28 protein-coding genes and 1 pseudogene are annotated in these 25,762 nt (G+C 51.0%); 16 read left to right on the forward strand and 13 right to left on the reverse strand.

The window, feature by feature from the left end; translation table 11 throughout:
* Both JGC47_RS03120 and speB read left to right on the forward strand, forming a co-directional pair.
* Nucleotides 1-462, forward strand: a complete 462-nt coding sequence (locus JGC47_RS03120) for a YidB family protein (protein WP_004155483.1) — start codon at nt 1-3, stop codon at nt 460-462.
* A gap of 121 nt (nt 463-583) precedes the next feature.
* Entirely contained in the window at nt 584-1,507 is a 924-nt protein-coding gene (speB, locus tag JGC47_RS03125) for an agmatinase (RefSeq protein ID WP_004155484.1), read from the forward strand.
* 92 nt (nt 1,508-1,599) lie between these two features.
* Here speB and JGC47_RS03130 read toward each other — a convergent pair whose 3' ends face one another.
* From JGC47_RS03130 to JGC47_RS17505, 4 genes are all read right to left on the reverse strand, one after another.
* Nucleotides 1,600-2,157, reverse strand: coding sequence for a C39 family peptidase (locus JGC47_RS03130; RefSeq protein WP_004155489.1), 558 nt, complete (start codon nt 2,155-2,157; stop codon nt 1,600-1,602).
* Nucleotides 2,154-2,474: a hypothetical protein gene (locus JGC47_RS03135; protein WP_004155491.1), complete on the reverse strand. Its 321-nt coding sequence runs from the start codon at nt 2,472-2,474 to the stop codon at nt 2,154-2,156. Before JGC47_RS03135 ends, JGC47_RS03130 begins: the two co-directional genes overlap by 4 nt.
* Before the next feature lie 736 nt (nt 2,475-3,210).
* Entirely contained in the window at nt 3,211-3,513 is a 303-nt protein-coding gene (locus JGC47_RS17500; protein WP_013036224.1) for a hypothetical protein, read from the reverse strand.
* Nucleotides 3,510-3,884, reverse strand: a complete 375-nt coding sequence (locus JGC47_RS17505) for a hypothetical protein (protein WP_013036223.1) — start codon at nt 3,882-3,884, stop codon at nt 3,510-3,512. The genes JGC47_RS17500 and JGC47_RS17505 overlap by 4 nt, the downstream gene beginning before the upstream one ends.
* 5 nt (nt 3,885-3,889) lie before the next feature.
* Between JGC47_RS17505 and JGC47_RS17780 the strand changes: the two genes are divergently transcribed.
* Together JGC47_RS17780 and JGC47_RS03145 are read left to right on the forward strand one after the other, a co-directional pair.
* Nucleotides 3,890-4,018, forward strand: a complete 129-nt coding sequence (locus tag JGC47_RS17780; RefSeq protein ID WP_004155492.1) for a hypothetical protein — start codon at nt 3,890-3,892, stop codon at nt 4,016-4,018.
* 185 nt (nt 4,019-4,203) lie between these two features.
* On the forward strand, nt 4,204-4,515 hold the full coding sequence (locus tag JGC47_RS03145) for a hypothetical protein (protein WP_004168554.1): 312 nt from the start codon (nt 4,204-4,206) through the stop codon (nt 4,513-4,515).
* Between the two features lie 45 nt (nt 4,516-4,560).
* On the opposite strand, the gene JGC47_RS03150 is transcribed toward JGC47_RS03145, so the two are convergent.
* The gene (locus JGC47_RS03150) at nt 4,561-6,228 is read right to left on the reverse strand and encodes a methyl-accepting chemotaxis protein (protein WP_004155497.1); all 1,668 of its coding nucleotides are present in this window, start codon (nt 6,226-6,228) and stop codon (nt 4,561-4,563) included.
* A gap of 182 nt (nt 6,229-6,410) precedes the next feature.
* Entirely contained in the window at nt 6,411-7,163 is a 753-nt protein-coding gene (gene loiP / locus JGC47_RS03155) for a metalloprotease LoiP (RefSeq protein ID WP_004155499.1), read from the reverse strand.
* 285 nt (nt 7,164-7,448) lie between these two features.
* On the opposite strand from loiP, the gene tkt reads away from it, so the two are divergent.
* The 7 genes from tkt (at nt 7,449) to JGC47_RS03190 (ending at nt 15,689) form a co-directional block, all read left to right on the forward strand.
* Complete coding sequence (tkt, locus tag JGC47_RS03160) at nt 7,449-9,440, forward strand: transketolase (RefSeq protein ID WP_004155508.1); 1,992 nt, start codon at nt 7,449-7,451, stop codon at nt 9,438-9,440.
* A 263-nt stretch (nt 9,441-9,703) separates the two neighbouring features.
* A complete protein-coding gene (epd, locus tag JGC47_RS03165) occupies nt 9,704-10,750 on the forward strand; it encodes an erythrose-4-phosphate dehydrogenase (protein WP_004155511.1) in 1,047 nt (348 codons plus the stop codon).
* Between the two features lie 21 nt (nt 10,751-10,771).
* Nucleotides 10,772-11,935 carry a phosphoglycerate kinase gene (gene pgk, locus JGC47_RS03170; protein WP_004155514.1) on the forward strand — a complete coding sequence of 388 codons (1,164 nt, stop codon included), beginning with the start codon at nt 10,772-10,774 and terminating at the stop codon, nt 11,933-11,935.
* A gap of 83 nt (nt 11,936-12,018) precedes the next feature.
* Nucleotides 12,019-13,098 (forward strand): class II fructose-bisphosphate aldolase, encoded by a 1,080-nt coding sequence (gene fbaA / locus JGC47_RS03175; RefSeq protein ID WP_004155517.1) that lies wholly within the window; start codon nt 12,019-12,021, stop codon nt 13,096-13,098.
* Nucleotides 13,099-13,278: 180 nt separating this feature from the next.
* Nucleotides 13,279-14,160, forward strand: coding sequence for a small-conductance mechanosensitive channel MscS (gene mscS / locus JGC47_RS03180; protein ID WP_004155518.1), 882 nt, complete (start codon nt 13,279-13,281; stop codon nt 14,158-14,160).
* A gap of 190 nt (nt 14,161-14,350) precedes the next feature.
* Nucleotides 14,351-14,968 carry an arginine exporter ArgO gene (argO, locus tag JGC47_RS03185; RefSeq protein ID WP_004155524.1) on the forward strand — a complete coding sequence of 206 codons (618 nt, stop codon included), beginning with the start codon at nt 14,351-14,353 and terminating at the stop codon, nt 14,966-14,968.
* A gap of 328 nt (nt 14,969-15,296) precedes the next feature.
* Nucleotides 15,297-15,689 carry an LbetaH domain-containing protein gene (locus JGC47_RS03190; RefSeq protein WP_013036222.1) on the forward strand — a complete coding sequence of 131 codons (393 nt, stop codon included), beginning with the start codon at nt 15,297-15,299 and terminating at the stop codon, nt 15,687-15,689.
* Nucleotides 15,690-15,777: 88 nt separating this feature from the next.
* Here JGC47_RS03190 and JGC47_RS03195 read toward each other — a convergent pair whose 3' ends face one another.
* The 6 genes from JGC47_RS03195 to JGC47_RS03220 are packed head-to-tail and all read right to left on the reverse strand — an operon-like array spanning nt 15,778 to nt 20,645.
* A complete protein-coding gene (locus JGC47_RS03195) occupies nt 15,778-17,223 on the reverse strand; it encodes an NAD(P)-binding domain-containing protein (protein WP_004155528.1) in 1,446 nt (481 codons plus the stop codon).
* Nucleotides 17,165-17,308, reverse strand: coding sequence for an FAD-dependent oxidoreductase (locus JGC47_RS03200; protein ID WP_024015166.1), 144 nt, complete (start codon nt 17,306-17,308; stop codon nt 17,165-17,167). Before JGC47_RS03200 ends, JGC47_RS03195 begins: the two co-directional genes overlap by 59 nt.
* Complete coding sequence (locus JGC47_RS03205; protein WP_004155533.1) at nt 17,305-17,574, reverse strand: SemiSWEET family sugar transporter; 270 nt, start codon at nt 17,572-17,574, stop codon at nt 17,305-17,307. Before JGC47_RS03205 ends, JGC47_RS03200 begins: the two co-directional genes overlap by 4 nt.
* 5 nt (nt 17,575-17,579) lie before the next feature.
* Nucleotides 17,580-18,596 (reverse strand): Gfo/Idh/MocA family protein, encoded by a 1,017-nt coding sequence (locus JGC47_RS03210; RefSeq protein WP_004155535.1) that lies wholly within the window; start codon nt 18,594-18,596, stop codon nt 17,580-17,582.
* On the reverse strand, nt 18,593-19,426 hold the full coding sequence (locus JGC47_RS03215) for an HAD-IIB family hydrolase (RefSeq protein WP_004155536.1): 834 nt from the start codon (nt 19,424-19,426) through the stop codon (nt 18,593-18,595). Before JGC47_RS03215 ends, JGC47_RS03210 begins: the two co-directional genes overlap by 4 nt.
* Nucleotides 19,410-20,645 carry a DegT/DnrJ/EryC1/StrS family aminotransferase gene (locus JGC47_RS03220; RefSeq protein ID WP_004155538.1) on the reverse strand — a complete coding sequence of 412 codons (1,236 nt, stop codon included), beginning with the start codon at nt 20,643-20,645 and terminating at the stop codon, nt 19,410-19,412. Before JGC47_RS03220 ends, JGC47_RS03215 begins: the two co-directional genes overlap by 17 nt.
* A gap of 425 nt (nt 20,646-21,070) precedes the next feature.
* Between JGC47_RS03220 and JGC47_RS17855 the strand changes: the two are divergent.
* Both JGC47_RS17855 and JGC47_RS03225 read left to right on the forward strand, forming a co-directional pair.
* Nucleotides 21,071-21,402: pseudogene (locus JGC47_RS17855) on the forward strand (LysE family transporter); the annotation flags it as partial.
* A gap of 120 nt (nt 21,403-21,522) precedes the next feature.
* Nucleotides 21,523-22,260: an oxidative stress defense protein gene (locus JGC47_RS03225; protein WP_033477537.1), complete on the forward strand. Its 738-nt coding sequence runs from the start codon at nt 21,523-21,525 to the stop codon at nt 22,258-22,260.
* Nucleotides 22,261-22,312: 52 nt separating this feature from the next.
* Here the strand turns inward: JGC47_RS03225 and JGC47_RS03230 are convergent, their stop codons facing one another.
* Nucleotides 22,313-23,212 carry a LysR family transcriptional regulator ArgP gene (locus tag JGC47_RS03230; protein ID WP_004155541.1) on the reverse strand — a complete coding sequence of 300 codons (900 nt, stop codon included), beginning with the start codon at nt 23,210-23,212 and terminating at the stop codon, nt 22,313-22,315.
* A gap of 204 nt (nt 23,213-23,416) precedes the next feature.
* Between JGC47_RS03230 and rpiA the strand changes: the two genes are divergently transcribed.
* The 3 genes from rpiA to serA all read left to right on the forward strand — a co-directional run bounded on the left by rpiA (nt 23,417) and on the right by serA (nt 25,711).
* Nucleotides 23,417-24,076 carry a ribose-5-phosphate isomerase RpiA gene (gene rpiA, locus JGC47_RS03235; RefSeq protein ID WP_004155543.1) on the forward strand — a complete coding sequence of 220 codons (660 nt, stop codon included), beginning with the start codon at nt 23,417-23,419 and terminating at the stop codon, nt 24,074-24,076.
* Between the two features lie 132 nt (nt 24,077-24,208).
* A complete protein-coding gene (locus JGC47_RS03240; protein ID WP_024015169.1) occupies nt 24,209-24,382 on the forward strand; it encodes a hypothetical protein in 174 nt (57 codons plus the stop codon).
* Nucleotides 24,383-24,472: 90 nt separating this feature from the next.
* Entirely contained in the window at nt 24,473-25,711 is a 1,239-nt protein-coding gene (gene serA / locus JGC47_RS03245) for a phosphoglycerate dehydrogenase (RefSeq protein WP_004155549.1), read from the forward strand.
* Nucleotides 25,712-25,762 lie beyond the last annotated feature (51 nt).

A 25,762-nucleotide genomic window follows, 5' to 3' on the forward strand; every position in this document is an offset into this window, starting at 1 on the left:
ATGGGGTTGTTAGACGACATGATTAATAATGCGCTTGGCGGCGGTGATAAAGAGCAACATGCCGGCAACGAGTCGGGCGTGGGCGGGAAATCAGGCAGCCTGGCGGTGATGGCGATCCTGCAATGGGTACAATCGCAGGGCGGCTTCCAGGCGGTGCTGGCCAGGTTGCAGCAGGGCGGTGTGGGCGGCCTGGCTGAAAGCTGGCTTGGCAACGGTGTAAACCAGCCGGTTGCCGTCAGCCAGTTACAGTCTGCCTTTGGTCACGGTGCACTGCAGTCGCTGGCTGACCAACTGGGAACCACTCCGGAAGATGCCGTCAGCAAGTTGCAACAGATCCTACCGCAGTTTATCGATCATGCTTCGCCAGACGGCCAGCTGAAACCGGAAGCGGAACAAAGTCTGAACAATGCCGACGGTAACGATTTAGGTAAGTTCGTTGACGGTATTTTTGCTAAAAAGTAGCCCCTTTACGATAGGTTAATTTGCTATCCCTTCTGCACCGGGTACGAGGCAGAAGGGGTTTTTCTGTACCGTATAAACGGGCTGGCCACGTTCGGGTGCCGCCGTTTAACGAGGATTTACGATGAACAACACCCTAAACCACGAGTACGACAACTCCCTGGTATCAAACGCTTTTGGCTTTATGCGTTTCCCGCTTAACTTCCGGCCGTACGACAGCGATGCCGAGTGGGTGATCACCGGCGTGCCTTTTGATGCAGCGACCTCTGGCCGCCCCGGCAGCCGTCTTGGCCCCGGCGCTATTCGGCAGATTTCCACCAATCTGGCGTGGGAAGGCTGCCGCTGGCCGTGGTCGTTCGATTTGCGCCAGCAGCTGAAGGTGATTGATTGTGGGGATCTGGTTTATGCCTTTGGAGACGCACAAGATTTCAGCGACAAATTGCAGGCGCACGCTGAAAAGCTGCTGGCGAAGGGGAAACGCATGCTGACCTTTGGCGGCGACCACTACATCAGTTTGCCGCTGCTGCGCGCGCACGCGAAAACCTTCGGTAAGATGGCGCTGGTGCATTTTGACGCGCATACAGATACCTACTCAAATGGCCCAACCTTCGATCACGGCACCATGTTTTATACCGCGCCGAAAGAAGGTTTGATCTCTCCTGAGCACTCGGTGCAGATTGGTATTCGCACCGAATTCAACCCGTCTCTGGGCTTTAACGTGTTGGATGCGGCGCAGGTTAACGATCGCAGCGTGGACGATATCCTGGCGCAGGTGAAACAGATTGTCGGTGACCTGCCCGTCTATCTGACCTTTGATATTGACTGCCTCGACCCTGCCCACGCACCGGGTACCGGCACGCCGGTGATCGGTGGCCTGACCAGCGATAAAGCCAGCAAGTTAATCCGTGGTCTGCAGGGCATGAATATCGTAGGGATGGATCTGGTTGAAGTGGCCCCAGGCTACGACCAGTCTGATATTACCGCGCTGGCGGCTGCCAGCCTGGCGTTGGATATGCTGTACGTGCAGGCTGCCAACAAGATCAAATAAGTGAGAAGGGCGGGGAGACCCGCCCGCACCAGTTTTACACAGACCGATAGAGATACTATGACGTATAAAATACTCGATATCACTTGATTATTTTATTGAATTGACAGTTTTTTGAGAAAAATTTTTTCTCTGTTTATAAGTATATTCTCATGATTTAGAAATATTAGCGCACGTCCTAAGCCATCTTTATGTAACCGGTATTTATTAAATTGAGATAAGGTATAATTTAGCCAGCCAAAAGCCGGGTCTTCAATTTGTACCCACGTATTATCGACCCCTTTCAGTATGACAAAATGGCCATGTCCCAGCCGGTTGATATACAATATAGTGGGTGAGTGGATTTGTTGCAGCTGTTGAGGGGTTATCTTGACTCCCGATGTGGTTATATTGAATTTTTTGGCTATCAGCGATAAATCAACGAACGAGTAAGCGGGTTTTATTTCTATCATTGATAATAACTCAATTTCACTTTTATCCACAAAATAGTTTTTTCTAAGAATATTAGCCATGGAAGCTATACCACATGTACTATCAAATTTTTGTTTATCAATGCCCTGGAATTTCTGCTCCAGATACGAGCTACTTGCTTGTAAGGGAGTTGTTAATAATATGAGTGATATTATTATGTTTCTTCTGCTTTTTATCATCATTCAATAACACCAGCCCACAAGAGAACCATACGCATCGAGAATATACTTGATAAAGTGATATAGATCATATATAAGCTGGTATATTGGTCTTTTGTTATTTTTTCTACATTTTTCAGGTGGCTAATGATGACGCCGAACACCACAAAAACACAAATAATAATGAAATGTGGCTCGGCGTAGCCGTAGAAACCTTGAGCATAACCCAGTACGGCCGTCATGATAAGATGAAATAACTTGTTATATTTATCAATGTTTTTATTGAATGCAAAAATAGCAAACCAGGCGATCAGAATAAGTAAATTGGCAGCCAGCCACATATCAGGCCCCACATTGTTTGACAAATACCCTTAGCTGAGCGACTAAAGGCAGAGTTTTTTCTACTTAGTGACAGCTGGCAGTGCATCCGCCGCCACTGCCCGCGAAAGCGGCATTCAATCCCCCGTAAGCGCTGACACCAAGTGCTGCCCTTGCCATTGCTTCGGATATGCCACCTAAAAGGCCTCCAGTGGCACCCGTCACAAACCCTGCACCCGCATTAATACCAGCGTTGGTCCAGTTTATCGGTTGATCTGCTATGACATCGGACGCAATTGACATCGTACCGCTACCGGCTGCACCTATTGCGCCAGTGATAAGTGGACCCATTTTCCCTTTTGTTTCCTCCAGCTCCTCAACATTCAATGACTTAAATTCGTTATAGTGTAGAGTTCAACTATCATTTTTTCTTTCTTCCATCTCAGCATGACTATCCATATAAACAGAGGGTGAGGAGAAAAGTAATATTGCTGAAATGATAAATAATAAACATTGATTGCTAATCATAAAGTCTTCTATATATTTACACTTTATAGTTTAAGCTGAGAGAAAGGATCGTTATTTTGTTATTACCCACCCCCCCCATTGATGCTTACATTTCCAACGAGGTCTTGTACCAAATTAATGGATGTCCCCATAAGAAGTGACATATTTGAAGTCCATTCATTTTTATTCGTATAAGTATCCTTAGCGAAAATTAAATCTTTTGATACCCCCAATTGATATTTACTTCAGGGTTTACCGAAAAGTGATATTTCCTGAGGCAGTGTAGGCGCTGTATCCCGTAGAGAATTTTTCTTTAGAGATACCATCGAGATAGCCAAGAGAAAGATTTAACACGAGGGGATCATAAATCCAGTTGAATGATGAGCCAAAAACATAACTATTGATATCGTCATTTTTAACATTCAGCCCGCCATAAAAGACGCTATAGTCTGATAGTCGATAAAATTGATAGCTTCCTCCCAAACCAACACCATTAGAATTATATCTGTTTTTTGTTACGCTATTCCTTTTTTCTGTCGTATAACGTGTATTCATCCACTGACCGCTGAGGTGGTAGAAAGAGATAACTGATTCGTTAGCCCGTACTTCACGCTGGCGTAGGCCGACATTCCATTATTTTCCTTATTCCAGGAGAGTAGTGTACGATCAATTATGAAATTACCCGGTGATATTTCATTAATATACCAGGCAGATGACGTTCCTTTATCGCCGTTATTGATAATATTCGTACCAGTACTAACTGCCCATTTGTGCCTGGCAGGAAAGAAATCCTCTATCTTTAGAATGGATTTTGGTGTCTCCACTTTCATTTCAGAAAAAGTCTTTTCGGCATGACCCGATGACAAAATGCCAGCGTAGAGAACCACGAAGGTGTAAATAAATTTAAATTTTATAATGATAACCATCCCCCATGACAGTATTTGCATGGCTGCCGAACTGGCAGGTTGAATGTCGATTTATGTACAAATTGGGTAACTACTTCGGTGATGCGGATCTGATTTATGATATCGTGGCGGAAAAGAAGCGTTTTATGATATAATCGATCTTTCTATAGAAAAGACTCAGGATTGAAAGTTATCTTTTCATCCGTCAATTTTTTTGTGCAAAACATATTCTGTGGATTAACGTTACATCGCGGCGCACCATAACATATTGTTTTGAAAAAGTTCGTTATTTGAATTTTTTAATCGCCTGGCACGGCATCAAACAAAAATGAGGCTAATAGTGAAAAAGGTATTTCTCTCTGTATTACTGATGGTTGGCTTTTCTTCTTCATTGCAGGCTGCATGGCCGCCTGAGACCGGTAGCAAGGTGCCGGGCAACGCGCTGGAGTACCCGACGAAGCTTGCGGCTGTCGATACTTCGCTGGAAAAAATGTTGAATCGGGGAGCAACCGTTATTTCATCCTCAATTGGCCAGAATGGCCCGGTGGTAACGTTGCATGACAAAAATCGCTACCTTGTTTGTCTCTTGCGTGGGGCCGGAACCGCTGCCGATCAGAATGTAGCCACATCAAAGTGCTACGCGCTCAACTAGCCGGTGATGAAGAACGCTCATCAGGGTGCCGCGTTTTAAACCCTTTTAAAACGTTTCCCAGTCACTGTCGCTGGCCGCTGGCTTTACTAATACCCGTTGTACCCCTGTTTGTGCCCTGGGCGCGCTGATGATCGCTAACCGGTTGTGCGGTGTTGCGTTGATGCGGAATAAAGCCACCGCCGTACTCAGTCGTTCAGATTGCTCTTCCAAAGAAGCCGCAGCGGCGGCAGACTCTTCGACCAGTGAAGAATTCTGCTGTGTCACCCGGTCCATCTCCGTGATCGCATGCCCTATCTGGTCAATGCCGCGGCTCTGCTCGTCGGACGCCGAGGCGATCTCACCCATGATGTCGGTCACGCGCTTGACGGCATTAACAATATCATTCATGGTTTCTCCCGCGCTCGCTACCAGCGTTGATCCGGTATTAACGCGCCCGACGGAGTCCTCAATCAGTGATTTGATCTCTTTCGCCGCCTGAGCACTGCGCTGCGCAAGGTTACGCACTTCACCGGCTACGACGGCAAAGCCGCGGCCCTGCTCACCGGCACGCGCCGCCTCTACCGCCGCGTTCAGTGCGAGGATATTGGTCTGGAAAGCAATGCCATCAATCACGCTGATAATGTCAGCGATTTTCTTTGAGCTGCCGGCTATCTCGTTCATGGTGCTGACGACGTTCGTCACCACGCTGCCGCCCTTTTCGGCAGTTTGCGAAGCATCTAACGCCAGTTGAGAAGCCTGACGTGCGTTCTCAGCGTTCTGCTTCACCGTTGCGGTGAGTTGTTCCATGCTGGCGGCCGTTTGTTCAAGCGCAGCAGCCTGTTCTTCGGTACGTGACGACAGATCGTTATTGCCAGAGGAAATCTCGCTCGCTCCGCTGTGGATGGCATCAGAACCCTCTCTCACCTTGCTAACCGTAAGTACCAGTGCTTGCTGCATCTCTTGCAGGCTGGCCGCCAGCTGGGTCATCTCGTTACGCCCTTCCACCGCAATAGCGTGTGTCAGGTCGCCGTTAGCAATATGTTGAATATGAGCAACGTGAGCTTTAAGAGGGCGAAGCAGGCCCCGGCTAATGCCGCTCCACACCAGTGCGATAGTCGCAATACTGGCCACCAGCACGCCTGACAGGGTCCAGAGGGTATAACGGTAAGCATCATTGCTGGCGAGCACGCCACGTGCTATCAGCTGATTATTCGCATCCTGCCAGGCGACATAGGATTTCAGCAGCACCTCCCGCTGGCTTTTGATATCGGAGATGAAATCGGGGTTAAAGCTTCCTGTTTCGAGTTTTGTTATTTGCCCCAATAGCGCCGCTTTATATCCCTGATTGCTTTCTTGTAATGCAACGATCGGCTTCTCTACTTTTTGCTTATCGGATAAAAGTCCATGAAATGCGACCAGTGAAGCTTCTGCGTTGATCAAATGATTTTTTGCCAGCGTTAACTTGTTTTTATAGTCGCTTTTAGTATGTGGCTGGCCTTGCGTTTCAATCAGAAAGAGTATGACGGCCTGATTCAAAGCATCACGCGCCTGATCCAGCGAATCCCAGGCGCCGTCCATTGGCTGTTGCTGCTCGCGGATGTGCTGATTAAACGCGAAATTATCCTTATCATTTTGGGCGGTCCTAAGAAACATACTGCCTGTAAATAATTGCAGAGTGACGAATAACACGATGACGCCTACCATGCCGTTGACCAACTTTATGCGCTTGAACATGTTTAACCTTGGTGTTGTTGAGAAGAGAAAAACCAGCAAAAGCATTATCGACGTCAGGCGGAGAGAGTTTAATTGATGCGATCAGGTAAGACGGCCAGCAGAGTGGATAGTTTAATTTACATGCAATTCAAAGCAGTATCTCCGGACAATCCGGGCAGGTTTGACCTGCCCCCTCGACGGCCTTATTTTTCTGCGGCGATGCGCTGCCTGATATGGTCAGCACGCGCCTGTGAGGCCGGGTGCGAATCAAACAGGCTGCTGGCATGGCTACCTTCCATTTTCGCCAGTTTTTCAAAGCTGGTCACCAGCCCCTGCTGATTGATGTTGCGTTTTTTCAGCAGATCGAAAGAGTAGTCATCAGCCTGAGATTCCTGGCTCTGCGAGAACTGTGCGTTGACCAGTTTTTCGCCCAGATCGCCCAGCTCGGACTGCGATAGCGAAGCGGTAACCCCACCGACGGAAGCGGCAGCGCTACGCGCGGCGGTGGTAGCCCAGGCCAGCTGCATGGCTTTACGCGAGTGACCCAGCGCAACGTGGCCCATTTCGTGGCCGAGCACGCCTTCGACTTCGTTATCGCTCATCAAATCCATCAGGCCGCTATATACGCGAATGCAGCCGTTCGCCATCGCCCAGGCGTTGACGTCTTTGGTCAGATAAACTTTGTAGTTGGCCGGGGTGCCGTTGATATTATCTCCCAGCGCAGCGGCGATTTTTTTCAGGCGTTGAGCATAGGGGCTGCTGTCAGGCGCAATTTGTGCTTCGCCATCCATCTGCTGGCAAGACTTGTCGCTCAGCTCCTTAACCTGCACATCACTCAGGGTCGCGGCCTGCCAGGCCTGGGTGCCAGACTGCATCAGGGCATTACTGTCAAAATTCTGACAGCCGGAAAGCAGGCCAGCCAGCGCCAGCGCGATGCAAGAGATACGTTTATTCATTCCAGTGATCCATTCAGGTAAAAATGAGTAAAAACAGAGTGTTGAAACCTTTCGCCGGCGGCATAAGCCGCCAGCACAGGGAAGTTATAACGCGAGTTGCCAGAATTGCATAGTCGGCCTGCACCCAAACTGCAAGTTATGTAATTTTTTTAGCCCCTGCGCCATGTACATGTTACCCGTGTTTCATGTACATTGATGGTCGACTTTCCTTTGGCTTTGCCTTATAACTCATTCATTACAATAGGTTAAGGACGGCGAAGCGTTAAATCCGACCTGGAGTAGAAAATGTCTTCTCGCAAAGAGCTTGCCAACGCCATTCGCGCATTAAGTATGGATGCGGTGCAAAAAGCCAAATCCGGCCACCCGGGCGCGCCAATGGGCATGGCTGATATCGCCGAAGTACTGTGGCGTGAATTCCTCAACCACAATCCAACCAACCCGCTGTGGGCCGACCGCGATCGCTTCGTGCTGTCTAATGGGCATGGCTCAATGTTGATCTACAGTCTGTTGCATCTCAGCGGTTACGATCTGCCGATTAGCGAACTGGCCAACTTCCGTCAGCTGCATTCCAAAACCCCGGGGCACCCGGAGTACGGTTATACCGTGGGCGTTGAAACCACTACCGGGCCTCTGGGCCAGGGCATCGCCAACGCGGTGGGCATGGCGATTGCGGAGCGTACGCTGGCGGCGCAGTTTAACCGCCCGGGTCATGAGGTGGTAGACCATAACACTTATGTGTTTATGGGGGACGGCTGCATGATGGAAGGCATCTCTCATGAAGTCTGCTCGCTGGCGGGAACGCTGAAGCTGGGCAAGCTGGTGGCTTTCTATGACGACAACGGCATCTCGATTGATGGTCATATTGACGGCTGGTTCACCGACGATACGGCGCAGCGTTTTGAGTCTTACGACTGGCACGTTGTGCGCGGCGTGGACGGCCATGATGCGGACGCGATAAAAAAAGCAGTGGAAGAAGCCAAAGCGGTCAGCGACAAGCCTTCGCTACTGATGTGTAAAACCGTTATCGGTTTCGGCTCACCGAACAAAGCCGGTACGCATGATTCCCACGGTGCGCCGCTGGGAGATGAAGAAATCGCCCTGACCCGTAAGCAGCTGGGGTGGAACCACGCGCCGTTTGAGATCCCACAAAATATCTACGCACAGTGGGATGCAAGAGAAGCCGGACAGGCTAAAGAAGCGGCATGGAACGATAAATTTGCTGCCTATGCTCAAGCCTTCCCGGAGCTGGCAGCAGAGTTCAGGCGCCGTATCAAAAATGAGTTGCCGGCTAACTGGGCAGCTGAATCGCAGAAATTCGTTGAACAACTGCAGGCTAATCCGGCGAAAATCGCCAGCCGCAAGGCCTCGCAGAACGCCATTGAAGCCTTTGGTAAACTGCTGCCGGAATACCTTGGCGGCTCTGCTGACCTTGCCCCAAGCAACCTGACCATGTGGTCCGGCTCTAAACCGATTAACGAAGACGCAGCGGGTAACTATATCCACTACGGCGTGCGCGAATTTGGTATGACCGCTATCGCTAACGGTATCACCCTGCACGGGGGGTTCCTGCCGTATACGGCGACCTTCCTGATGTTCGTTGAATACGCGCGAAACGCGGTGCGTATGGCTGCACTGATGAAGATCCGTCAGATCATGGTGTATACCCATGACTCCATCGGATTAGGTGAAGACGGTCCGACTCACCAGCCGGTTGAACAGCTGGCTAGCCTGCGTGTGACGCCGAATATGAGTACCTGGCGTCCGTGCGATCAGGTTGAATCTGCGATTGCATGGAAATACGCCATTGAACGTCACGACGGCCCAACGGCACTGATCCTTTCGCGCCAAAACCTGGCGCAGCAGGAGCGTACCGCTGAACAGCTGGCTAACGTTGCCCGTGGTGCTTACGTGCTGAAAGACTGCACCGGGACCCCGGAAGTGATCTTCATCGCCACCGGTTCTGAAGTGGAACTGGCGGTTGGCGCCTATGACAAACTGACGGCTGAAGGGCGTAAAGCGCGCGTGGTTTCTATGCCGTCTACCGATGCTTTCGATAAGCAGGATGCCGCTTACCGTGAGTCGGTGCTGCCGAAAGCTGTCAGCGCCCGAGTGGCGATTGAGGCGGGCATCGCTGATTACTGGTTCAAATATACCGGCCTGAACGGCGCAATTGTGGCGATGACCAGCTTCGGTGAGTCGGCCCCGGCAGAGAAACTGTTCGAGCTGTTCGGTTTCACCGTCGATAACGTGGTCGCCAAAGCGAAAGAACTGCTGTAACGCTGTATTAGCGGGCGGATCGACGATCCGCCCTTTTCCCCGCTGTCATTGCCCGTTTTGTGACGCAGATCGAAAGTTACGCGCCGCAATTGATCCCAGTCATTCCCATTATTCCTTAGTTCTATTACTCTGGCTGAAGCGTTTCAGTTTGCGTTTGTACGCGGGTCATTAAGCTGTCTTACGGCAATAATTTTCTGTACAAATTCCGACGGCTGGCTCAGGCTAAACATCCAATTTCAAGATGATTTCAGATTTGGAGTGCTATGACCGTTCGCATTGCCATTAATGGTTTTGGTCGCATTGGCCGCAACGTTTTACGGGCGCTGTATGAAACCGGACGACGGGCTGAAATTACGGTGGTGGCGATTAACGAATTGGCAGATGCGGCCGGGATGGCGCATCTGCTGAAATACGATACCAGCCACGGGCGTTTTGCCTGGGACGTTCGTCAGGAGCGCGACCTGCTGACGGTCGGTGATGATGCCATTCGCCTGCTGCATATTCCGGAGATTCACACTCTGCCCTGGCGTGAACTGAATGTCGATATCGTGCTGGATTGCACCGGGGTGTACGGCAGTCGTGCCGATGGAGAAGCTCACCTGAAGGCCGGTGCCAGGAAAGTGTTGTTTTCGCATCCGGGCGGCCACGATCTGGATGCCACGGTGGTGTATGGCGTTAATGAAAAAGAGCTGCTGCCCGAGCATCTGCTGGTGTCGAACGCTTCCTGCACCACCAACTGCATTATCCCGATTATCAAGCTGCTGGATGATGCCTGGGGTATTGAATCGGGTACGGTCACCACCATTCACTCGGCGATGCACGACCAGCAGGTGATTGATGCTTATCACCCGGATTTGCGCCGTACCCGCGCCGCCAGCCAGTCGATTATCCCGGTCGACACGCGGCTGGCCGCCGGAATAACGCGCATATTTCCAAAATTTAACGATCGCTTCGAAGCGATCGCGGTGCGCGTACCGACGATCAACGTGACGGCGATCGATCTCAGCGTCAGCGTACGTGATGCGGTGAAAGCGTGCGAGGTCAATGCCCTGCTGCACAGTGCGTCGGTGGGGGCATTTAATGGTATAGTTGACTACACGGAATTACCGTTAGTCTCTATTGATTTTAATCACGATCCGCACAGTGCCATTGTAGATGGCACCCAGACCCGGGTCAGCGGTCAGCACCTGATTAAAACTTTAGTCTGGTGTGACAACGAATGGGGCTTTGCTAACCGCATGATCGATACCACATTAGCAATGGCTTCCAGCGGTTTCAGCCAGGACGCGGCTGCGTCAATAAAACTTTGAGAATCAACGAGAGGGTTCACCATGTCTGTAATTAAGATGACCGATCTGGATCTTGCGGGTAAACGCGTTCTGATCCGTGCCGATCTGAACGTGCCGGTAAAAGAAGGGAAAGTGACGTCTGATGCACGTATTCGCGCTTCTCTGCCGACCATCGAAGCGGCGCTGAAGCAGGGCGCTAAAGTGATGGTTACCTCCCATCTGGGTCGCCCAACCGAAGGCGAATACAACGAAGAGTTCTCTCTACTGCCGGTGGTCAACTACCTGAAAGAAAAGCTGGGTGCAGATAACGTTTCTCTGGCGAAAGACTATCTCAACGGCGTTGAGCTGGCTGCTGGCAAGCTGGTGGTGCTGGAGAACGTGCGCTTTAACAAAGGCGAAAAGAAAGACGACGAAATCCTCTCTAAGAAATATGCCGCGCTGTGCGACATCTTTGTGATGGATGCTTTCGGCACCGCACACCGCGCGCAGGCTTCTACCCACGGCGTGGGTAAGTTTGCCCCGGTCGCTTGCGCAGGCCCGCTGCTGTCGGCTGAACTTGAAGCCTTGGGCAAAGCGTTGAAAAGCCCGGCACGCCCGATGGTGGCCGTGGTGGGTGGATCTAAAGTTTCTACCAAGTTTGACGTGCTCAACTCACTGGTCAAAATCGCCGACACCGTGATCGTCGGCGGCGGCATTGCCAATACCTTCGTGGCTATTGAGAACAACGTGGGTAAATCCCTGTACGAGCCAGATTTCGTTGATGCGGCAAAAAAACTGCGTGACGAGTACGGCATCCCGGTTCCGGTTGATTCACGCGTGGGCACGGAATTCTCTGAAACTGCGCCATCCACCGTGAAGAAAGTCTCTGAGGTTAAGGATAACGAAGAGATCATGGACTTCGGCGACGAAACCGCACTGGCAATGGCTAACCTGCTGAAAAATGCCAAAACTATCTTGTGGAACGGCCCGGTAGGCGTGTTCGAATTCCCTAACTTCCGTAAAGGGACTGAAATCGTTGCCAATGCGATCGCAGACAGCGATGCATTTTCCATTGCCGGTGGCGGTGATACGCTGGCAGCCATAGACCTGTTTGGCATCGAAGATAAAATCTCTTATATCTCCACCGGCGGCGGAGCTTTCCTCGAATTCGTAGAAGGTAAAGTTCTGCCGGCGGTTGCCATGCTGGAAGAGCGTGCAAAGCAGTAAACTCTGCGGCGGGGCGAAGTTCCCCGCCTGAATGATCCAACCGATTCCATTTAAACGGCCGACAAAAAACAGGACAAGCTAACATGTCTAAAATTTTCGATTTCGTAAAACCAGGCGTTGTCACCGGTGACGACGTACAGAAGATCTTTAAAGTGGCGAAAGAAAACAAATTCGCCCTGCCAGCGGTTAACTGCGTGGGTACTGACTCCATCAATGCCGTGCTGGAAACCGCCGCGAAAGTAAGAGCGCCGGTCATCATCCAGTTCTCTAATGGTGGCGCCGGCTTTATTGCCGGTAAAGGTCTGAAATCAGACCAGCCGCAGGCTGCTGCTATTTTTGGCGCCATCTCTGGCGCGCATCACGTACATCTGATGGCCGAGCATTACGGTGTGCCGGTAATCCTGCATACTGACCACTGCGCGAAGAAACTGCTGCCGTGGATCGACGGATTGCTGGAAGCGGGCGAAGCGCACTTTGCTAAAACCGGTAAGCCACTGTTCTCTTCTCACATGATCGACCTGTCTGAAGAGTCTCTGGAAGAAAACATCGAAATTTCCAGCAAATACCTGGCGCGCATGGCAAAAATCGACATGACCCTGGAAATTGAACTGGGCTGCACCGGCGGCGAAGAAGATGGCGTCGACAACAGCCACATGGACGCTTCCGCACTGTACACCCAGCCAGAAGACGTAGACTACGCTTACACCGAACTGAGCAAAATCAGCCCGCGTTTCACCATTGCAGCGTCTTTCGGCAACGTACACGGCGTATACAAGCCAGGCAACGTGAAACTGACCCCGACCATTCTGCGCGATTCTCAGGAATTCGTCAGTAAAAAACACAACCTGGCGCACAATGCGCTGGACTTTGTGTTCCACGGGGGTTCAGGTTCATCCGCTGCCGAGATTCAGGAATCGATCAGCTACGGCGTGATAAAAATGAATATCGATACCGATACCCAATGGGCAACCTGGGACGGCATCCTGCAGTACTACAAAAAGAACGAAGGCTATCTTCAGGCGCAGCTGGGCAACCCGGAAGGCGCAGATAAGCCAAACAAGAAGTTTTACGACCCGCGCGTCTGGTTGCGTGCATCCCAGGCTTCAATGATCGTTCGTCTGGAGCAGGCATTCAAAGAACTGAATGCTATCGATGTGCTGTAATTAATTTATGCTGTAAAAAGGCCCGCCGGGCCTTTTTTTTTCGCCTTTAAGCAGAAAATACAATCCATCTCGCCACTTACTTGGCACTTCACACGTTATTGCTTTACCCTTACTCCAGCATTTGTCGCGATCGCGGCAAGAATTTGAACGCCCGTTTTGGGCTAATAAAAGGATAGGGAAATGGACAATTTGAATGTAGTAGACGGCATCAACAACGCCGGCGGCTGGCTGGTGCGCAACCAGGCGTTACTGCTTGGCTATGTGGTGAATATTGTTGCAGCAATTGTTATCGTCATCGTAGGTATGATGGCAGCGCGTTTTATTGCCAAAACGGTTAACAAGCTGCTGATAGCGCGACATATCGACCCAACCGTAGCGGACTTTCTTTCCGGTCTTGTACGTTATGGTGTTATTGCTTTTACCCTGATTGCGGCCTTAGGGCGCGTGGGGGTACAAACCGCATCGGTGATTGCGGCGCTGGCTGCCGCTGGTTTTGCCTTTGCGCTGGCCCTGCAAGGCTCGCTGTCTAACCTGGCGGCTGGCGTACTGCTGGTGACCTTTCGCCCGTTCCGCGCGGGTGAGTTCGTCGATCTTGGTGGTGTGAGCGGTACGGTGCTGCAGGTGCATATCTTCTCTACCACGCTAAGAAGCGCCGATGGAAAAATTGTGGTGGTGCCGAACGGTAAAATCATCAGCGGAAATATCGTTAACTACTCACGCGAGCCGGAGCGCCGCAACGAATTTATTATTGGCGTTGCCTACGATGCGAATATCGATCAGGTATTCGAGGTACTGCGCAAGGTGGTGGATGCCGATCCGCGTGTGGTACAGGAGCGTGGGGTTCAGATCGGCGTTAATGAACTTGCCGGTTCTTCCGTCAACGTCGTGGTGCGCTGCTGGAGCAAGTTAGATGATTTGCAAAGCGTCTACTGGGACCTGATGAAAAACTTCAAACTGGCTCTGGATGAGCACAAAATCGGTATTCCTTATCCGCAGATGGATGTGCATTTTCATCAGAACAAATCCGCTGAAGCCACGGAAAAAACCGTACAGCCGGAATAACCTGATGTTGAAGTCGCTGGCTGTTCAGCGCAATGGCGACTGATTTTTAGCCGGGGCGGGCCTTTACGGTCACTCCCGGCTCATTCACTGCAGTTATTAGCCTTCCTTATTGGCTATTAAATTTTAGCATTTCTCCTGATAATCCCGCCGCTATACACTTGCCGAAACGATAAGCTGGCGAGGTTTTCCTGTGTTATTGACCTACTTTCAAGGGGTTGCCTTAGGCCTGGCCCTGATCCTGCCGCTGGGGCCGCAGAATGCATTCGTTATGAATCAGGGGGTACGCCGACAGTACCATCTGATGACCGCTGCGCTCTGTACCCTGAGTGATATCTTGCTGATTTGCGCCGGGATCTTTGGCGGTAGCGCTTTGTTGAGTCAGTCGGTGCTGCTGCTTAGCCTGATAACCTGGAGCGGCGTGGCTTTTCTGCTGTGGTATGGCGCGGGTGCGCTGCGTACCGCCTGCAGCGGCGATATCCAGCTGGCCTCAGCGGCGGCGTTAAAGCACAGCCGCTGGCGCATTGTTGCCACTATGCTGGCGGTGACCTGGCTGAATCCGCACGTTTATCTTGATACGTTTGTCGTGCTCGGTAGCCTCGGTGGACAGCTGCCGCCAGAGGGGCGTCGCTGGTTTGCACTTGGTTCTGCCAGCGCCTCGCTGCTGTGGTTTTTTGGCCTGGCGTTACTGGCCGCCTGGTTGGCTCCTTTACTCAGTACCACCCGCGCTCAGCGTATTATCAATCTGCTGGTGGGGCTGGTGATGTGGGCGATCGCCATCAAACTGGCATGGCAAGCCGTCTCCTTCTGATGGCGGGAACGGGCTGGCGGATCCAGGGGGCAGGCCATGATGTGCATTTGTACGCAAGCGGTGAAACCTGCACCGCAACCCTGTTATTAAGCAGGGAGACGTGCGTCCTTGTCAGATATTACTACATCGGCTAGTTCACCATGCGTGGCCATGGCGTTGGCCCCTGGCAGGTAAAAAAGCCCGGTATCCCTGAAACGGCAGTTGCAACTGGTTACAGTGCTTAACTGGTTTGCCGGATACCGGTTTTATATACAGGCGAGCCTGAGAAAAGTCGTTTTAACCTACAATAATGCTGTTATCTAAATTAGCCCTTATTTTGGAAACGTTTATGAAATTGATAGAAAGTGAAGTTCGCGACGTGATTTCAGGGAAAAACGTCACCATCATCAGGCCTGCCAATATTTATCAATGTGAACTCAGGGATCATGTATTCATTGGCCCTTTGGTTGAAATACAGAAAGGGTGCGTGATCGGAAGTGGCAGTCGGATCCAGTCACACACATTTATCTGCGAAAACGTAACATTAGGTCAAAACTGCTTCATTGGCCATAACGTGACGTTCGCTAACGATCTGTTTCATTCCGGTTCGCCGGACCCGTCTCCGAATAACTGGATCACCATTTCCCTTGGAGATTCAGTCTCTGTGGGCAGCGGAGCCACCATTCTGTCACCCTGTATATGCAGTGGTTCCGTCATTGGTGCGGGTTGCGTTGTGGTTTAACCGATTCAGATAAAAGGAATTTATGCAGGGGATCCGGCAAGATTAATCCGGCCATTATGAGAAAGAAAAGGGGCTTTAATGCTCTTTATCAGAGATATATTGTTGAATACGGCAAGTATGCAGAAATGGATCCCCGGGGATCTGTATTCACTGCTGCCCTGTATTGCGCGTCAGTGATATCACCTTTTCTAAGAAAATGACCGAGAGCATCTTTTCCCAGCCCTGACAGTATCTGTATTTTGGCAGTACTGACATCAAGCATTTTGTCTATTATACCCGGCTCCGGAATGGCCGGTGGCTTAGCCAGATAAGCGGGTTTGACCACACTGGTAATGATGTTCCAGTAAGGGGAAAAGTTCCTGCAAGGATCAGGGAGGAGGCCCGCCTGCAAGCCTGTCCGGATGGTTTCCAGCCAGCTGTCATAAAAGCGTTTAACATGCAGTGAAGCCATGTGTTCAGCGCACCACTCCCGCATAACAGCTTTCTCCGGCAGTGCTGAATTCCCGGAGAAAACGTTGATTACCCACTGGCTGATAATATCAAAATAGGGAAACGCAGCACCGAAACCCGCAGTATCTACAGGAGGATTGATGACAGCGAGAGTAGGTTCTTCCGTCCAGAAAAAATGTTCGTACAGTTGTTTTCTGTCAAATCCCGAAACGAACGAATAATCAGGCATCTTAAAGCCGACACAGGTAATGAAGACATCATATTTTTCCTGAGTTGCGTCAACGAATTCGATATAGCCTTTATCCGTGAATCGCTTTACCTGAGGTTTAACCTTTATCAAGCCAGCCGCCACATTAGGTATGATTTTCTCATTAACGTGCAGCGCATTATTGTTCGCAAGGTCAGGCAACAAGCCTGATGCACGATAAGTCTGCATATAGTCAGGCATAATGCTAACGAGATAACCGATATATTCTGAATAACTCATGCGGCTCAACATATATCTGCCCAGATATGAGTGCATCATATCATTCGGACCTGATGGAAATTGTCTTGGGAGGTACAGGCCTGGCTTTTTTAGCGAAATACTCACTGTTTTTGCACAGGGAACAAGGTCTGAAGCAGTATCAGCGCCACTGACACCGCCACCTATAACGAGAATATTCTTTCCTTTGAATTTTTCCGGCTCCTGGTATTCCCGTGATGACATCATAGTTCCGGAGAAGTGTTCAGCTCCGGGCAAGGCAAGCGGACGTGGTTGCCAGAGTTCACCTGTTGCAATGATGACCCTGTCAAAAATATCTTCCCTGAATCGTCCTGCACAGACGCTGCGGATCAACCAGCTATCTGATGTTTTCAGGAGTGAAATCACTTCAGTATTCAGCCGGGTAGCCTCACGAATATCATTGGTGCCGGCCATCGACGAAAGATATTCGAATACCTCCTCCACACCGGGAAATGCATCGGTAGATCCCGGAGGGAAGTCCGTAAAATGAAACGCATACCGAGAGTTTTGCATACGGACGTTACGATAAGCGCCACCGCTCCAGGGGTTCCAAATTCCCCCTGTAAGGGCATTTTTCATACAAAACAATGGAATGACCCGCCCGAATCGCGTTGTGGGCTGATATCAATCCGGCAGGACCCGCACCGATGACTGCAATAATCATACGTGCTTTTTCCTGCGGTTGAGAAGTGTCATTATCAGCACCGGCGATGCCAGAAACAACGTGACAATATTTGCGGCCAGCACAGCAAAATCAGAGCGCTGGATGCCATAAAAAATCCATGTAATAACCCCGATGAGGAACATGCAATACATAGCAACGGAAATACCTTCGGTATTGCGCGTCCGAAGCGTTTTAATACTTTGGGGGGCAAATGCAAACGTTGTAAAAAATGCGGCAAACAGCCCGGTAAAAAGAGTCGTGTCCATTTTTTTCAGAATGCCTCAATAATTTCCTGTATATGAAGACCTGACGAGAGATCCGCCAGCATCGGGGTTGATGTGCCATGTTTAATCAGGCCACACCAGTCGTCGTGAAGATGAATAAACGAATCGGACCAGAACGGAAGCTCCCGTGGAGGATCAGGTAAACGCTTCTCCCCGTTGAAAGCAATAGTTTCAGTACCTGTGTCATTGAACAGGCTCAGGAGCAGACTGTTTTCCTGATGCGTGGAATATCTGATCTCCCCCTTCTCTAACACGATTTGCATGTGCAGGCCCAGATTCTGCCCTGTTTCCGATTTACTGGCATGAATTCTGAAATAGGCACCTTTCTCTGAACAGCCCATCACATATCCGTTATCATCCACTTCAACCAGGCCATCCGATTTTTCGCTGACGCGTGTTCCCTTTACCGTCCTGATCCTGTTGAGAATAACCGGGCTTTCGCCGATAAAACAAAACAGATCCAGGAGATGGCAGGAGAGATCGCCCAGCGCACCATTGCTCTTGCTCTGCCGGGCGGCGTCACGCCAGGTCAGGTGATGGCGGGTTAATGCCGAGTTTTTATTAAACTCTGCAGAGAAGAAATGCAGCTCCCCTAATTCACGGTCTTTTATCAGTCGCATCATCGTGCCGATAACTCGGTTATACCGGTAGTTAAAGGACACGATACAGCCCTCCGGCGCGATTGATTGAAGATACCGGGCAGAGATGAGATCCGTTGAGAGCGGTTTTTCGCAGACAAACGGGATCTGTTTATAGCGGAGAACTTCCTCCGCCACAGTGACATGGAGATGATTTGGTGTGCAGATGACGAAACCCTGACTCATCTCCGCTAGCTGCTTCAGGTTCTGGCAACGCATCACCGGCAGGGTGCTGATTTCGTTGAGCTGTCGCACGCTCTTTTCATTGACATCATACAGGGCCAGCCCGGTTACCAGCTTATTGAGGGAAAGTGCGCAGACATGGGCACGTGCAATACCACCACAACCAACAATTCCAATAATCATCCCTGTAACTCCTTTAGCACTTTGAGTATCCCGTGGCAATAAGCCCCCTCCAGGCTGTTGCCGTACTGCTTAATCGCGAACGGGTCTGCATTACCCACCAAATAGCCTTTCCCGGCCTGAGCAAACATGGCGAAATCATTCGCGCTGTCACCAAATGCAATCACGGCTTCTTTTGGCAGAGTGGTTTCTGCCATGAGAAAAGACACCGCCTGATCTTTGCCACAGCAAAGAGGGATAAATTCAACATCATAACAGTCAGCTGGATCACCGGCAGCCGGGTTGCATCGGGTAAAAACGACGCGAACCCGTCGCTCGTCAGCCAGCGCCTGAATGCAGGCAAAATCACGGGCCATTGCAGGACCTTCAGAGTAGTAATAACTCATTTTATAAGGGCCCTGGTAATCCTCCGGCTGTTTCTGCAGGGGCAACCCTTTTTTCAGCAGAATACTGACGATGCCTTCGACGTTATCGCGGCTATAACCTGAACGGCGTATCCGTTCAGCCCAGGTGTTCGATGGACAAAGCGTGCCATTTCTGACCCAGTAAAATTCGCTACCCAGACTGCAACAGATAAAATGGGGACTCCGTGAAATATAGCCTGTTGACTTTCGCCTGGCCGAAACCAAGTTTGTTCCCGTGACCCAGCCTGCGAGTATTCCTTTTTCTTCTGCGCTGGACTCAATATAAGCTTCCAGCAGGTCAACTCCCCCCAGTACCTTTTTATCACTGGCTGATGGGATATACGTTTCATCAAGATCGCAACACACAATAGTACGAATCACTGTCGGCAAAGGGAATTCAACGGGCCATTTTTCATTTGAAATAGTCATGCAGTACCCCGACAATGCTGTTCTGCTCCTGGAGCGACATATGGTTATGCAACGGAAGATGAAATAATGCAGAATGAATAATTTCAGAGGAGTTGAACTGCTCAGGACAGGAATAACCTGTTGCCAGTGGGTGTTCTCCACAATGAGAAAGGACTGGGTAGTAAATATCTAACTCAACCCCTTTTTCACGCGCAAAGGCGAACAAAGAATCACGCTCCCCCTGACGGATAAGCACAGGGAACAGGTGCCAGGTATTCTGATATTTCTCAGGCGGAAGCGTTATTTTATGCGACAGAACTTCCAGCAGAAGATAGTAGCGGGCTGCAAGCAGACAGCGTTTTTTAGCATTATTTTCAAAGTGCCTGAGTTTGACACTGAGCGTGGCGGCCTGCATGTTATCCATCCGGCTGTTTAATCCCCAATCCTGGGCTTTTATATTCTTTTTATCTTGTGCAAATCCATGGTATGAATATTGCCTTGCCATGCGAGCGTGCTCAGGAGATTGGGTCAGTACCGCACCGGATTTACCATAGGAACCGATATTCTTGAACGGATTAAAGCTTAGCGTCAGCAGATCACAGTAATTCATCAGTGACCAAATCCCGAAGCACTGAGCCGCATCCACAATAACCTGGATATTGGCCTCGCGGGCTATGCGATAAATGACATCAATATAACGGCACGAGCCATAAAGACAAACTGGTAATACCGCTTTTGTTCTGGATGTCCTGAGGCGCACCACTTCATCCGCAAGCATATTGAAAGACGCATCAATATTGGCGAACACAGGAATGGCTCCGACAGCCATTACCGCATTCTCTGTTGCGGCAAAGGAGTTCAAAGGGACAATGACTTCATCTCCGCGACTCACGCCGAGTGATTTAAGTGCGATTATCAATGCATCTGTTCCACTACTGGTTGCAATACAAGCATGCGCACCATAATACGTGCTTAATGTTTCTTCTACTTTCGCATTATAAGGCCCGCTGGTAAAACATCCGCTTTCAATGACGCTTGAAATGATGTCCCGGCATTCCTGTCGCTCCAGACGTGAGTTCAATCGGGAAAGAGGCAGAAATGCTATATGTCCGGACTCATCATATTCATGTTCATCATTAATTCTGCGGTAAATATCCTTAAATCGCACCTGTAGTTCATTTTCCGTTAATACGCTGAAAGCCCTTTCATTTAAAACGCTGATATCATCAAGTTTTTCCATAAATACCTCCGTTTGATGTGCGTGAAAAGCAAGTCATACCATGAGAATATCTCACATCAATCCTACAGAATGGTGAAACCAGTCACGACCGCATCATATTTTTAGTGATTTGTGTCATGTTTTAATTTATTACCACCGTAAAATGACTTGGTATTAATTGATAAATAAAAATCATGGCCCGCTGGATGCTGCAAAGATGATCATACGATCTGGCAAGCGACCTGTGACAAAACGTGTTGGCGTCAGTTTGGTGGGAAACCGACACCGTCACTGAGTGCTTTTGAATTGAGCAAGAGGTATTATTCTGATTGGCAATTATGATGGATTTAATCACCGGATGGTTTTACTTCTTATTGCCAGTTCGGGCCCAACAAAACAATACAGCCTGAACGTACAATAATTTCCGATATCCAAACTGCCCCCATCTTCAGCTGGCATCAGCGGCGGCGTTACAGCACAGCCGCTGGCGCATTATTGCGACTATGATGGCGGTGACCTTGCTGGATCCACCCGTCTGTGTTGGTACGTTTGTTGTGCCCGGCAGCTTGGGCGGACAGCTGCCGCCAGAGGGGCGCCGCGGGTTTGCCCTTGCATCTGCCCAGCACCTTACTGCTGTGGTTTTTCGGCCTGGCAATACGGGCAGCCTGGTTGGCTCCTTGACTCATTACTACCCGCGCTCAGCGTGTTATCAATCTGCTGGTGGCTGGTCATGTGGGCAAGGGCCATCGAACTGGCTTGGCAAGCCATCTCCTTCTGATGGCGGGAACTCGCTGGCGAAGCCGTGGTCTTAATCTGACGTGCACTTGCACACCCAGACAAGCTGCCGGCATCATAACTTTGTCCGCCAGCCCTTTGACTGAAACTGATGACAGAACGCATGGAGAACGCAGTGAAGCTGACTAAACTGGCCCTGGCCGCCGTATTGGGATTAGGCTCTTTGCCACTGGCAGGGCAGGCGGATGAACTACCAAACGCACCGCATATCGTTACCTCCGGTAAGTCCAGCGTGGATGCCACGCCGGATATCGCCACCCTGGCGATTGAAGTTAACGTTTCCGCGAAAGATGCCGGAGAAGCCAAAAAGCAGGCCGATAGCCGTGTACAGCAATATTTTGATTTCCTTAACAAAAGCGGGATTGATAAGAAAGATGTCAACGCCGCCAATCTGCGTACTCAGCCTGAATATGATTATCAGAAGGACGGTAAGTCAGTGCTGAAGGGCTATCGTGCGGTGCGCCAGGTGCAGGTCACGCTGCGCCATCTTGAGAAACTGAACGAGCTGCTGGACGGGGCGCTGAAAGCCGGTCTGAATGAAATCAGCGGGGTTGAACTGGGCGTAGCTAACCCGGAACAGTACCGCAATCAGGCGCGTAAAGCGGCCATTGAGGATGCGACCAAACAGGCCGGTGAGCTGGCGCAGGGCTTTGGCACAAAGCTGGGGCAGATCTATAGCATTCGCTATCATGTTGCCAACTATCAGCCGATGCCGATGGCGCGGATGTACAAAACGGCTGATGCCGCTGTCATGACCTCTGCCGCGCAAACGTACGAGCAGCAAAGTATTCATTTTGACGATCAGGTTGACGTAGTGTTTGAACTGCAGCGCAATCCCTGACCGGTAATTCAGGGGGCGGCCGTATCTGAGTCGGTCGCCCCGCGTCAGCGCGTTAAGCCATATCCTGGCGTAGCACGCGGTGACCGTGTGCCAGCAGGGCATCGGTGACCTTACGCATCAGGCGGCTTTCCGGCGAGAAACGGTGCCAGTAGAGCATGCGGCGCTGCAACAGCCCCGGCGTTAAATCAATCAATTCCCCCTCGGCCAGCTCGCGTTCAATCTGCAAATGCGGGATCATACAGCAGGTTGTTCCCTGTCGGGCAAGCTGCACGAAAGCTTCCGACGAGTTAACGATATGGCAAGGTACGCTACCCGGCGATAAATCAAAATTCTGCTGTAAAAAGGCCTGATGCATATCATCCAGATGGTCAAAGGCGACTGCGGGTGCTTTCAGCAATGCGGAGCGCGTCACGCCATTCGGGAAATAGCGGTCAGCAAACTCTTTCGAGCCGACAAACAGATAATCAAGCGCCCCCAGCCGATCTACCAGACAGCTGGGCAGCGGCTGCGGCTGGATACTGACCGCGCCAACCACTTCACCACGGCGCAAGCGTTCCTGAGTGCGGGTTTCATCCTCCACCTGAATATTCAGACGTACCGGCGAATCGTTCAGCACCCTTTTCAGTGCTGGCAGCAGCCAGGTGGCAAGACTGTCGGCGTTGACCGCCAGCGACAGCAGCAGTGGCGTGGTGCCGCCGTTATCCTCTCCCAACCACTCCTCTTCCAGCAGTTCAACCTGATGTAACAGTGCCAGCAACTTTTGCCCCTGCTCCGTCGGGCGTGGCGGTACCGTACGCACCAGCAGCGGCTGGCCAAACATATTCTCCAGCTGTTTAATACGCTGTGAAACCGCAGACTGGGTAATACACAGTTTTTGCGCCGCACGCTCAAAGCCGCGTTCACGTATTACTGCATCCAGCGCCTGAAGCGTTCGGTAATCCGGGCGTTTCATTGATCTTTGTACTCTCTTTCAGGTGTGGTGGGGCACTATGCCATATTTTCTGCCATTTGCGCTGTGCGAATGCGACTTCACGAATCAACCACTTTGTGGGACAGGTTCCATTACTGCCAACCAAAGAGTGGACTGAACGGTTTTTTTTGCCGGGCTTGCTTTATACTACGCGCACCAAGTTGCAGCACAGGTTTTAAACATATCATGACGCAGGATGAACTGAAAAAGGCCGTAGGCTGGGCCGCGCTTGATTACGTCACGCCGGGTACTATTGTTGGCGTTGGCACCGGCTCGACGGCCGCACATTTTATCGATGCGCTGGCGTCGATCAAACATCAAATCGAAGGAACGGTTTCCAGCTCGGAGCTGTCCACCGCCAGGCTAAAAGCCTGTGGCATTCCCGTCTTTGACCTTAATGAAATTGACGTTCTTTCACTCTATGTTGACGGTGCCGATGAGATTAACGGCCAGATGCAAATGATCAAAGGCGGCGGCGCGGCACTGACGCGCGAGAAGATCATCGCTGCGGTAGCCGATCGCTTCATTTGCATTGCTGATGAGTCCAAACAGGTTGATGTGCTCGGGCATTTTCCGCTGCCGGTGGAGGTGATCCCGATGGCGCGCTCCTACGTTGCGCGCGAACTGGTGAAGCTCGGCGGCCTGCCGATCTACCGCCAGGATGTGGTGACTGATAACGGCAATATTATTCTCGATGTGCATAACCTCAATATTATTGACCCGATTCGGTTAGAAACGGCGATCAATGCGCTGACCGGCGTGGTCACTGTTGGGCTGTTTGCTGCCCGTGGTGCCGATGTGGCGTTGATTGGCACGGCTAAGGGTGTACGGACCATCAAAAAATGATCTGTCAGGTGCTGCATTGGCACCTGCAGTTTTACTACAAAACGAACAATTTATTCTGTGACGGAAATTTAGTGACTTATATCACATTATGCCCGCCCGCTGCGCAATCCTCCTGATACAAGGCGCTGCGCCATGATTATCTGCCGCTTTGTGCTGGCGCACAGGCTAGCCGTGCTGAAGGTCAGGCAATCGTTTTTATTGCTGCTGGCGAAAATTTTGTTATTTTGGCAGAAGGCTATCTTATATCCTCACCTGATTTCCTGGTGCAGCAAGGCGGCAAGTCAGCACTTTTCCCGAATCATTTAAGTGCGCGGGGCGGTCAGCGCAACTGTATCAGGAAAGATGAAAGGTATTCAGCCACATCTGAAGTCTGCTAAATAAGGTCGGGAACGGGAAATGGCAAAAGTATCACTGGAGAAAGACAAGATTAAATTCCTGCTGGTGGAAGGCGTGCATCAGAGTGCAATTGATAATCTGCGCTCAGCGGGCTACACCAATATCGAATTTCATAAGGGCGCGCTGAATAGCGATGCACTGAAAGAATCCATTCGCGATGCGCACTTTGTCGGACTGCGCTCGCGTACTCATCTCACTGAAGAGATCTTCGCTGCGGCGGAAAAACTGGTGGCCGTTGGCTGCTTCTGCATCGGGACTAACCAGGTGGATCTTGATGCAGCGGCGAAGCGTGGTATTCCGGTGTTTAACGCGCCTTTCTCCAACACCCGATCCGTCGCTGAACTGGTTATCGGCGAGCTGTTGCTGATGCTGCGCGGCGTGCCTGCTGCAAATGCCAAAGCGCACCGTGGGCAGTGGCACAAACTGGCGGTGGGATCCTATGAAGCACGTGGCAAAAAGCTGGGCATCATTGGCTATGGCCATATTGGTATGCAGCTGGGGGTTCTGGCCGAAAGCCTCGGTATGCACGTATTTTTCTATGATATCGAAAGCAAGCTGCCGCTGGGTAATGCCACTCAGGTCCAACAGCTGTCTGACCTGCTGAATATGAGCGACGTAGTGAGCCTGCACGTACCGGAAACCCCGTCCACCCAGAATATGATGGGCGCGGAACAGCTGGCGCAGATGAAGCCGGGCGCGCTGCTGATCAACGCCTCACGCGGTACGGTGGTGGATATCCCTGCTTTGTGCACTGCTCTGGCGGATAAGCACCTGGCAGGCGCGGCCATTGACGTGTTCCCGGTGGAACCGGCCACCAACAGCGATCCGTTCAATTCACCGCTGTGCGAGTTTGACAACGTAATTCTGACACCGCATATCGGCGGCTCTACTCAGGAAGCGCAGGAAAATATCGGTATTGAAGTTGCGGGTAAGCTGGCAAAGTATTCGGATAACGGCTCTACGCTGTCAGCGGTGAATTTCCCTGAAGCCTCTCTGCCGATGCACGGTGCTAACGCCAGTCGTCTGATGCACATTCACGAAAACCGTCCCGGCATACTGACGGCGATCAACCAGATTTTTGCCGAGCAGGGCATCAATATCTCCGCTCAGTATCTGCAAACCACACCGCAGATGGGATATGTGGTGATTGACGTCGAAGCACCGCAGGAGACTGCCGATAAAGCGCTGCAGTTAATGAAGGCGATCCCGGGAACCGTTCGCGCCCGCCTGCTGTACTAAATTGCAGGGCAGAAAGGCTGAATCCCCGGCCCTTACCTCCAGGTAAAGGCC

It is taken from the genome of Erwinia amylovora, from assembly GCF_017161565.1.
GTDB classification, from domain to species: Bacteria; Pseudomonadota; Gammaproteobacteria; order Enterobacterales; family Enterobacteriaceae; genus Erwinia; species Erwinia amylovora.

Bases quoted from the DNA above. Each gene is read 5' to 3' on its own strand.
- JGC47_RS03120 (WP_004155483.1), top strand. From the start codon at position 1: ATGGGGTTGTTAGACGACATGATTAATAATGCGCTTGGCGGCGGTGAT.
- speB (WP_004155484.1), top strand. From the start codon at position 584: ATGAACAACACCCTAAACCACGAGTACGACAACTCCCTGGTATCAAAC.
- JGC47_RS03130 (WP_004155489.1), bottom strand. From the start codon at position 2,157: ATGATGATAAAAAGCAGAAGAAACATAATAATATCACTCATATTATTA.
- JGC47_RS03135 (WP_004155491.1), bottom strand. From the start codon at position 2,474: ATGTGGCTGGCTGCCAATTTACTTATTCTGATCGCCTGGTTTGCTATT.
- JGC47_RS17500 (WP_013036224.1), bottom strand. From the start codon at position 3,513: ATGAATACACGTTATACGACAGAAAAAAGGAATAGCGTAACAAAAAAC.
- JGC47_RS17505 (WP_013036223.1), bottom strand. From the start codon at position 3,884: ATGGTTATCATTATAAAATTTAAATTTATTTACACCTTCGTGGTTCTC.
- JGC47_RS17780 (WP_004155492.1), top strand. From the start codon at position 3,890: ATGACAGTATTTGCATGGCTGCCGAACTGGCAGGTTGAATGTCGATTT.
- JGC47_RS03150 (WP_004155497.1), bottom strand. From the start codon at position 6,228: ATGTTCAAGCGCATAAAGTTGGTCAACGGCATGGTAGGCGTCATCGTG.
- loiP (WP_004155499.1), bottom strand. From the start codon at position 7,163: ATGAATAAACGTATCTCTTGCATCGCGCTGGCGCTGGCTGGCCTGCTT.
- tkt (WP_004155508.1), top strand. From the start codon at position 7,449: ATGTCTTCTCGCAAAGAGCTTGCCAACGCCATTCGCGCATTAAGTATG.
- epd (WP_004155511.1), top strand. From the start codon at position 9,704: ATGACCGTTCGCATTGCCATTAATGGTTTTGGTCGCATTGGCCGCAAC.
- pgk (WP_004155514.1), top strand. From the start codon at position 10,772: ATGTCTGTAATTAAGATGACCGATCTGGATCTTGCGGGTAAACGCGTT.
- fbaA (WP_004155517.1), top strand. From the start codon at position 12,019: ATGTCTAAAATTTTCGATTTCGTAAAACCAGGCGTTGTCACCGGTGAC.
- mscS (WP_004155518.1), top strand. From the start codon at position 13,279: ATGGACAATTTGAATGTAGTAGACGGCATCAACAACGCCGGCGGCTGG.
- JGC47_RS03190 (WP_013036222.1), top strand. From the start codon at position 15,297: ATGAAATTGATAGAAAGTGAAGTTCGCGACGTGATTTCAGGGAAAAAC.
- JGC47_RS03195 (WP_004155528.1), bottom strand. From the start codon at position 17,223: ATGAAAAATGCCCTTACAGGGGGAATTTGGAACCCCTGGAGCGGTGGC.
- JGC47_RS03200 (WP_024015166.1), bottom strand. From the start codon at position 17,308: ATGATTATTGCAGTCATCGGTGCGGGTCCTGCCGGATTGATATCAGCC.
- JGC47_RS03205 (WP_004155533.1), bottom strand. From the start codon at position 17,574: ATGGACACGACTCTTTTTACCGGGCTGTTTGCCGCATTTTTTACAACG.
- JGC47_RS03210 (WP_004155535.1), bottom strand. From the start codon at position 18,596: ATGATTATTGGAATTGTTGGTTGTGGTGGTATTGCACGTGCCCATGTC.
- JGC47_RS03215 (WP_004155536.1), bottom strand. From the start codon at position 19,426: ATGACTATTTCAAATGAAAAATGGCCCGTTGAATTCCCTTTGCCGACA.
- JGC47_RS03220 (WP_004155538.1), bottom strand. From the start codon at position 20,645: ATGGAAAAACTTGATGATATCAGCGTTTTAAATGAAAGGGCTTTCAGC.
- JGC47_RS03225 (WP_033477537.1), top strand. From the start codon at position 21,523: ATGGAGAACGCAGTGAAGCTGACTAAACTGGCCCTGGCCGCCGTATTG.
- JGC47_RS03230 (WP_004155541.1), bottom strand. From the start codon at position 23,212: ATGAAACGCCCGGATTACCGAACGCTTCAGGCGCTGGATGCAGTAATA.
- rpiA (WP_004155543.1), top strand. From the start codon at position 23,417: ATGACGCAGGATGAACTGAAAAAGGCCGTAGGCTGGGCCGCGCTTGAT.
- JGC47_RS03240 (WP_024015169.1), top strand. From the start codon at position 24,209: ATGATTATCTGCCGCTTTGTGCTGGCGCACAGGCTAGCCGTGCTGAAG.
- serA (WP_004155549.1), top strand. From the start codon at position 24,473: ATGGCAAAAGTATCACTGGAGAAAGACAAGATTAAATTCCTGCTGGTG.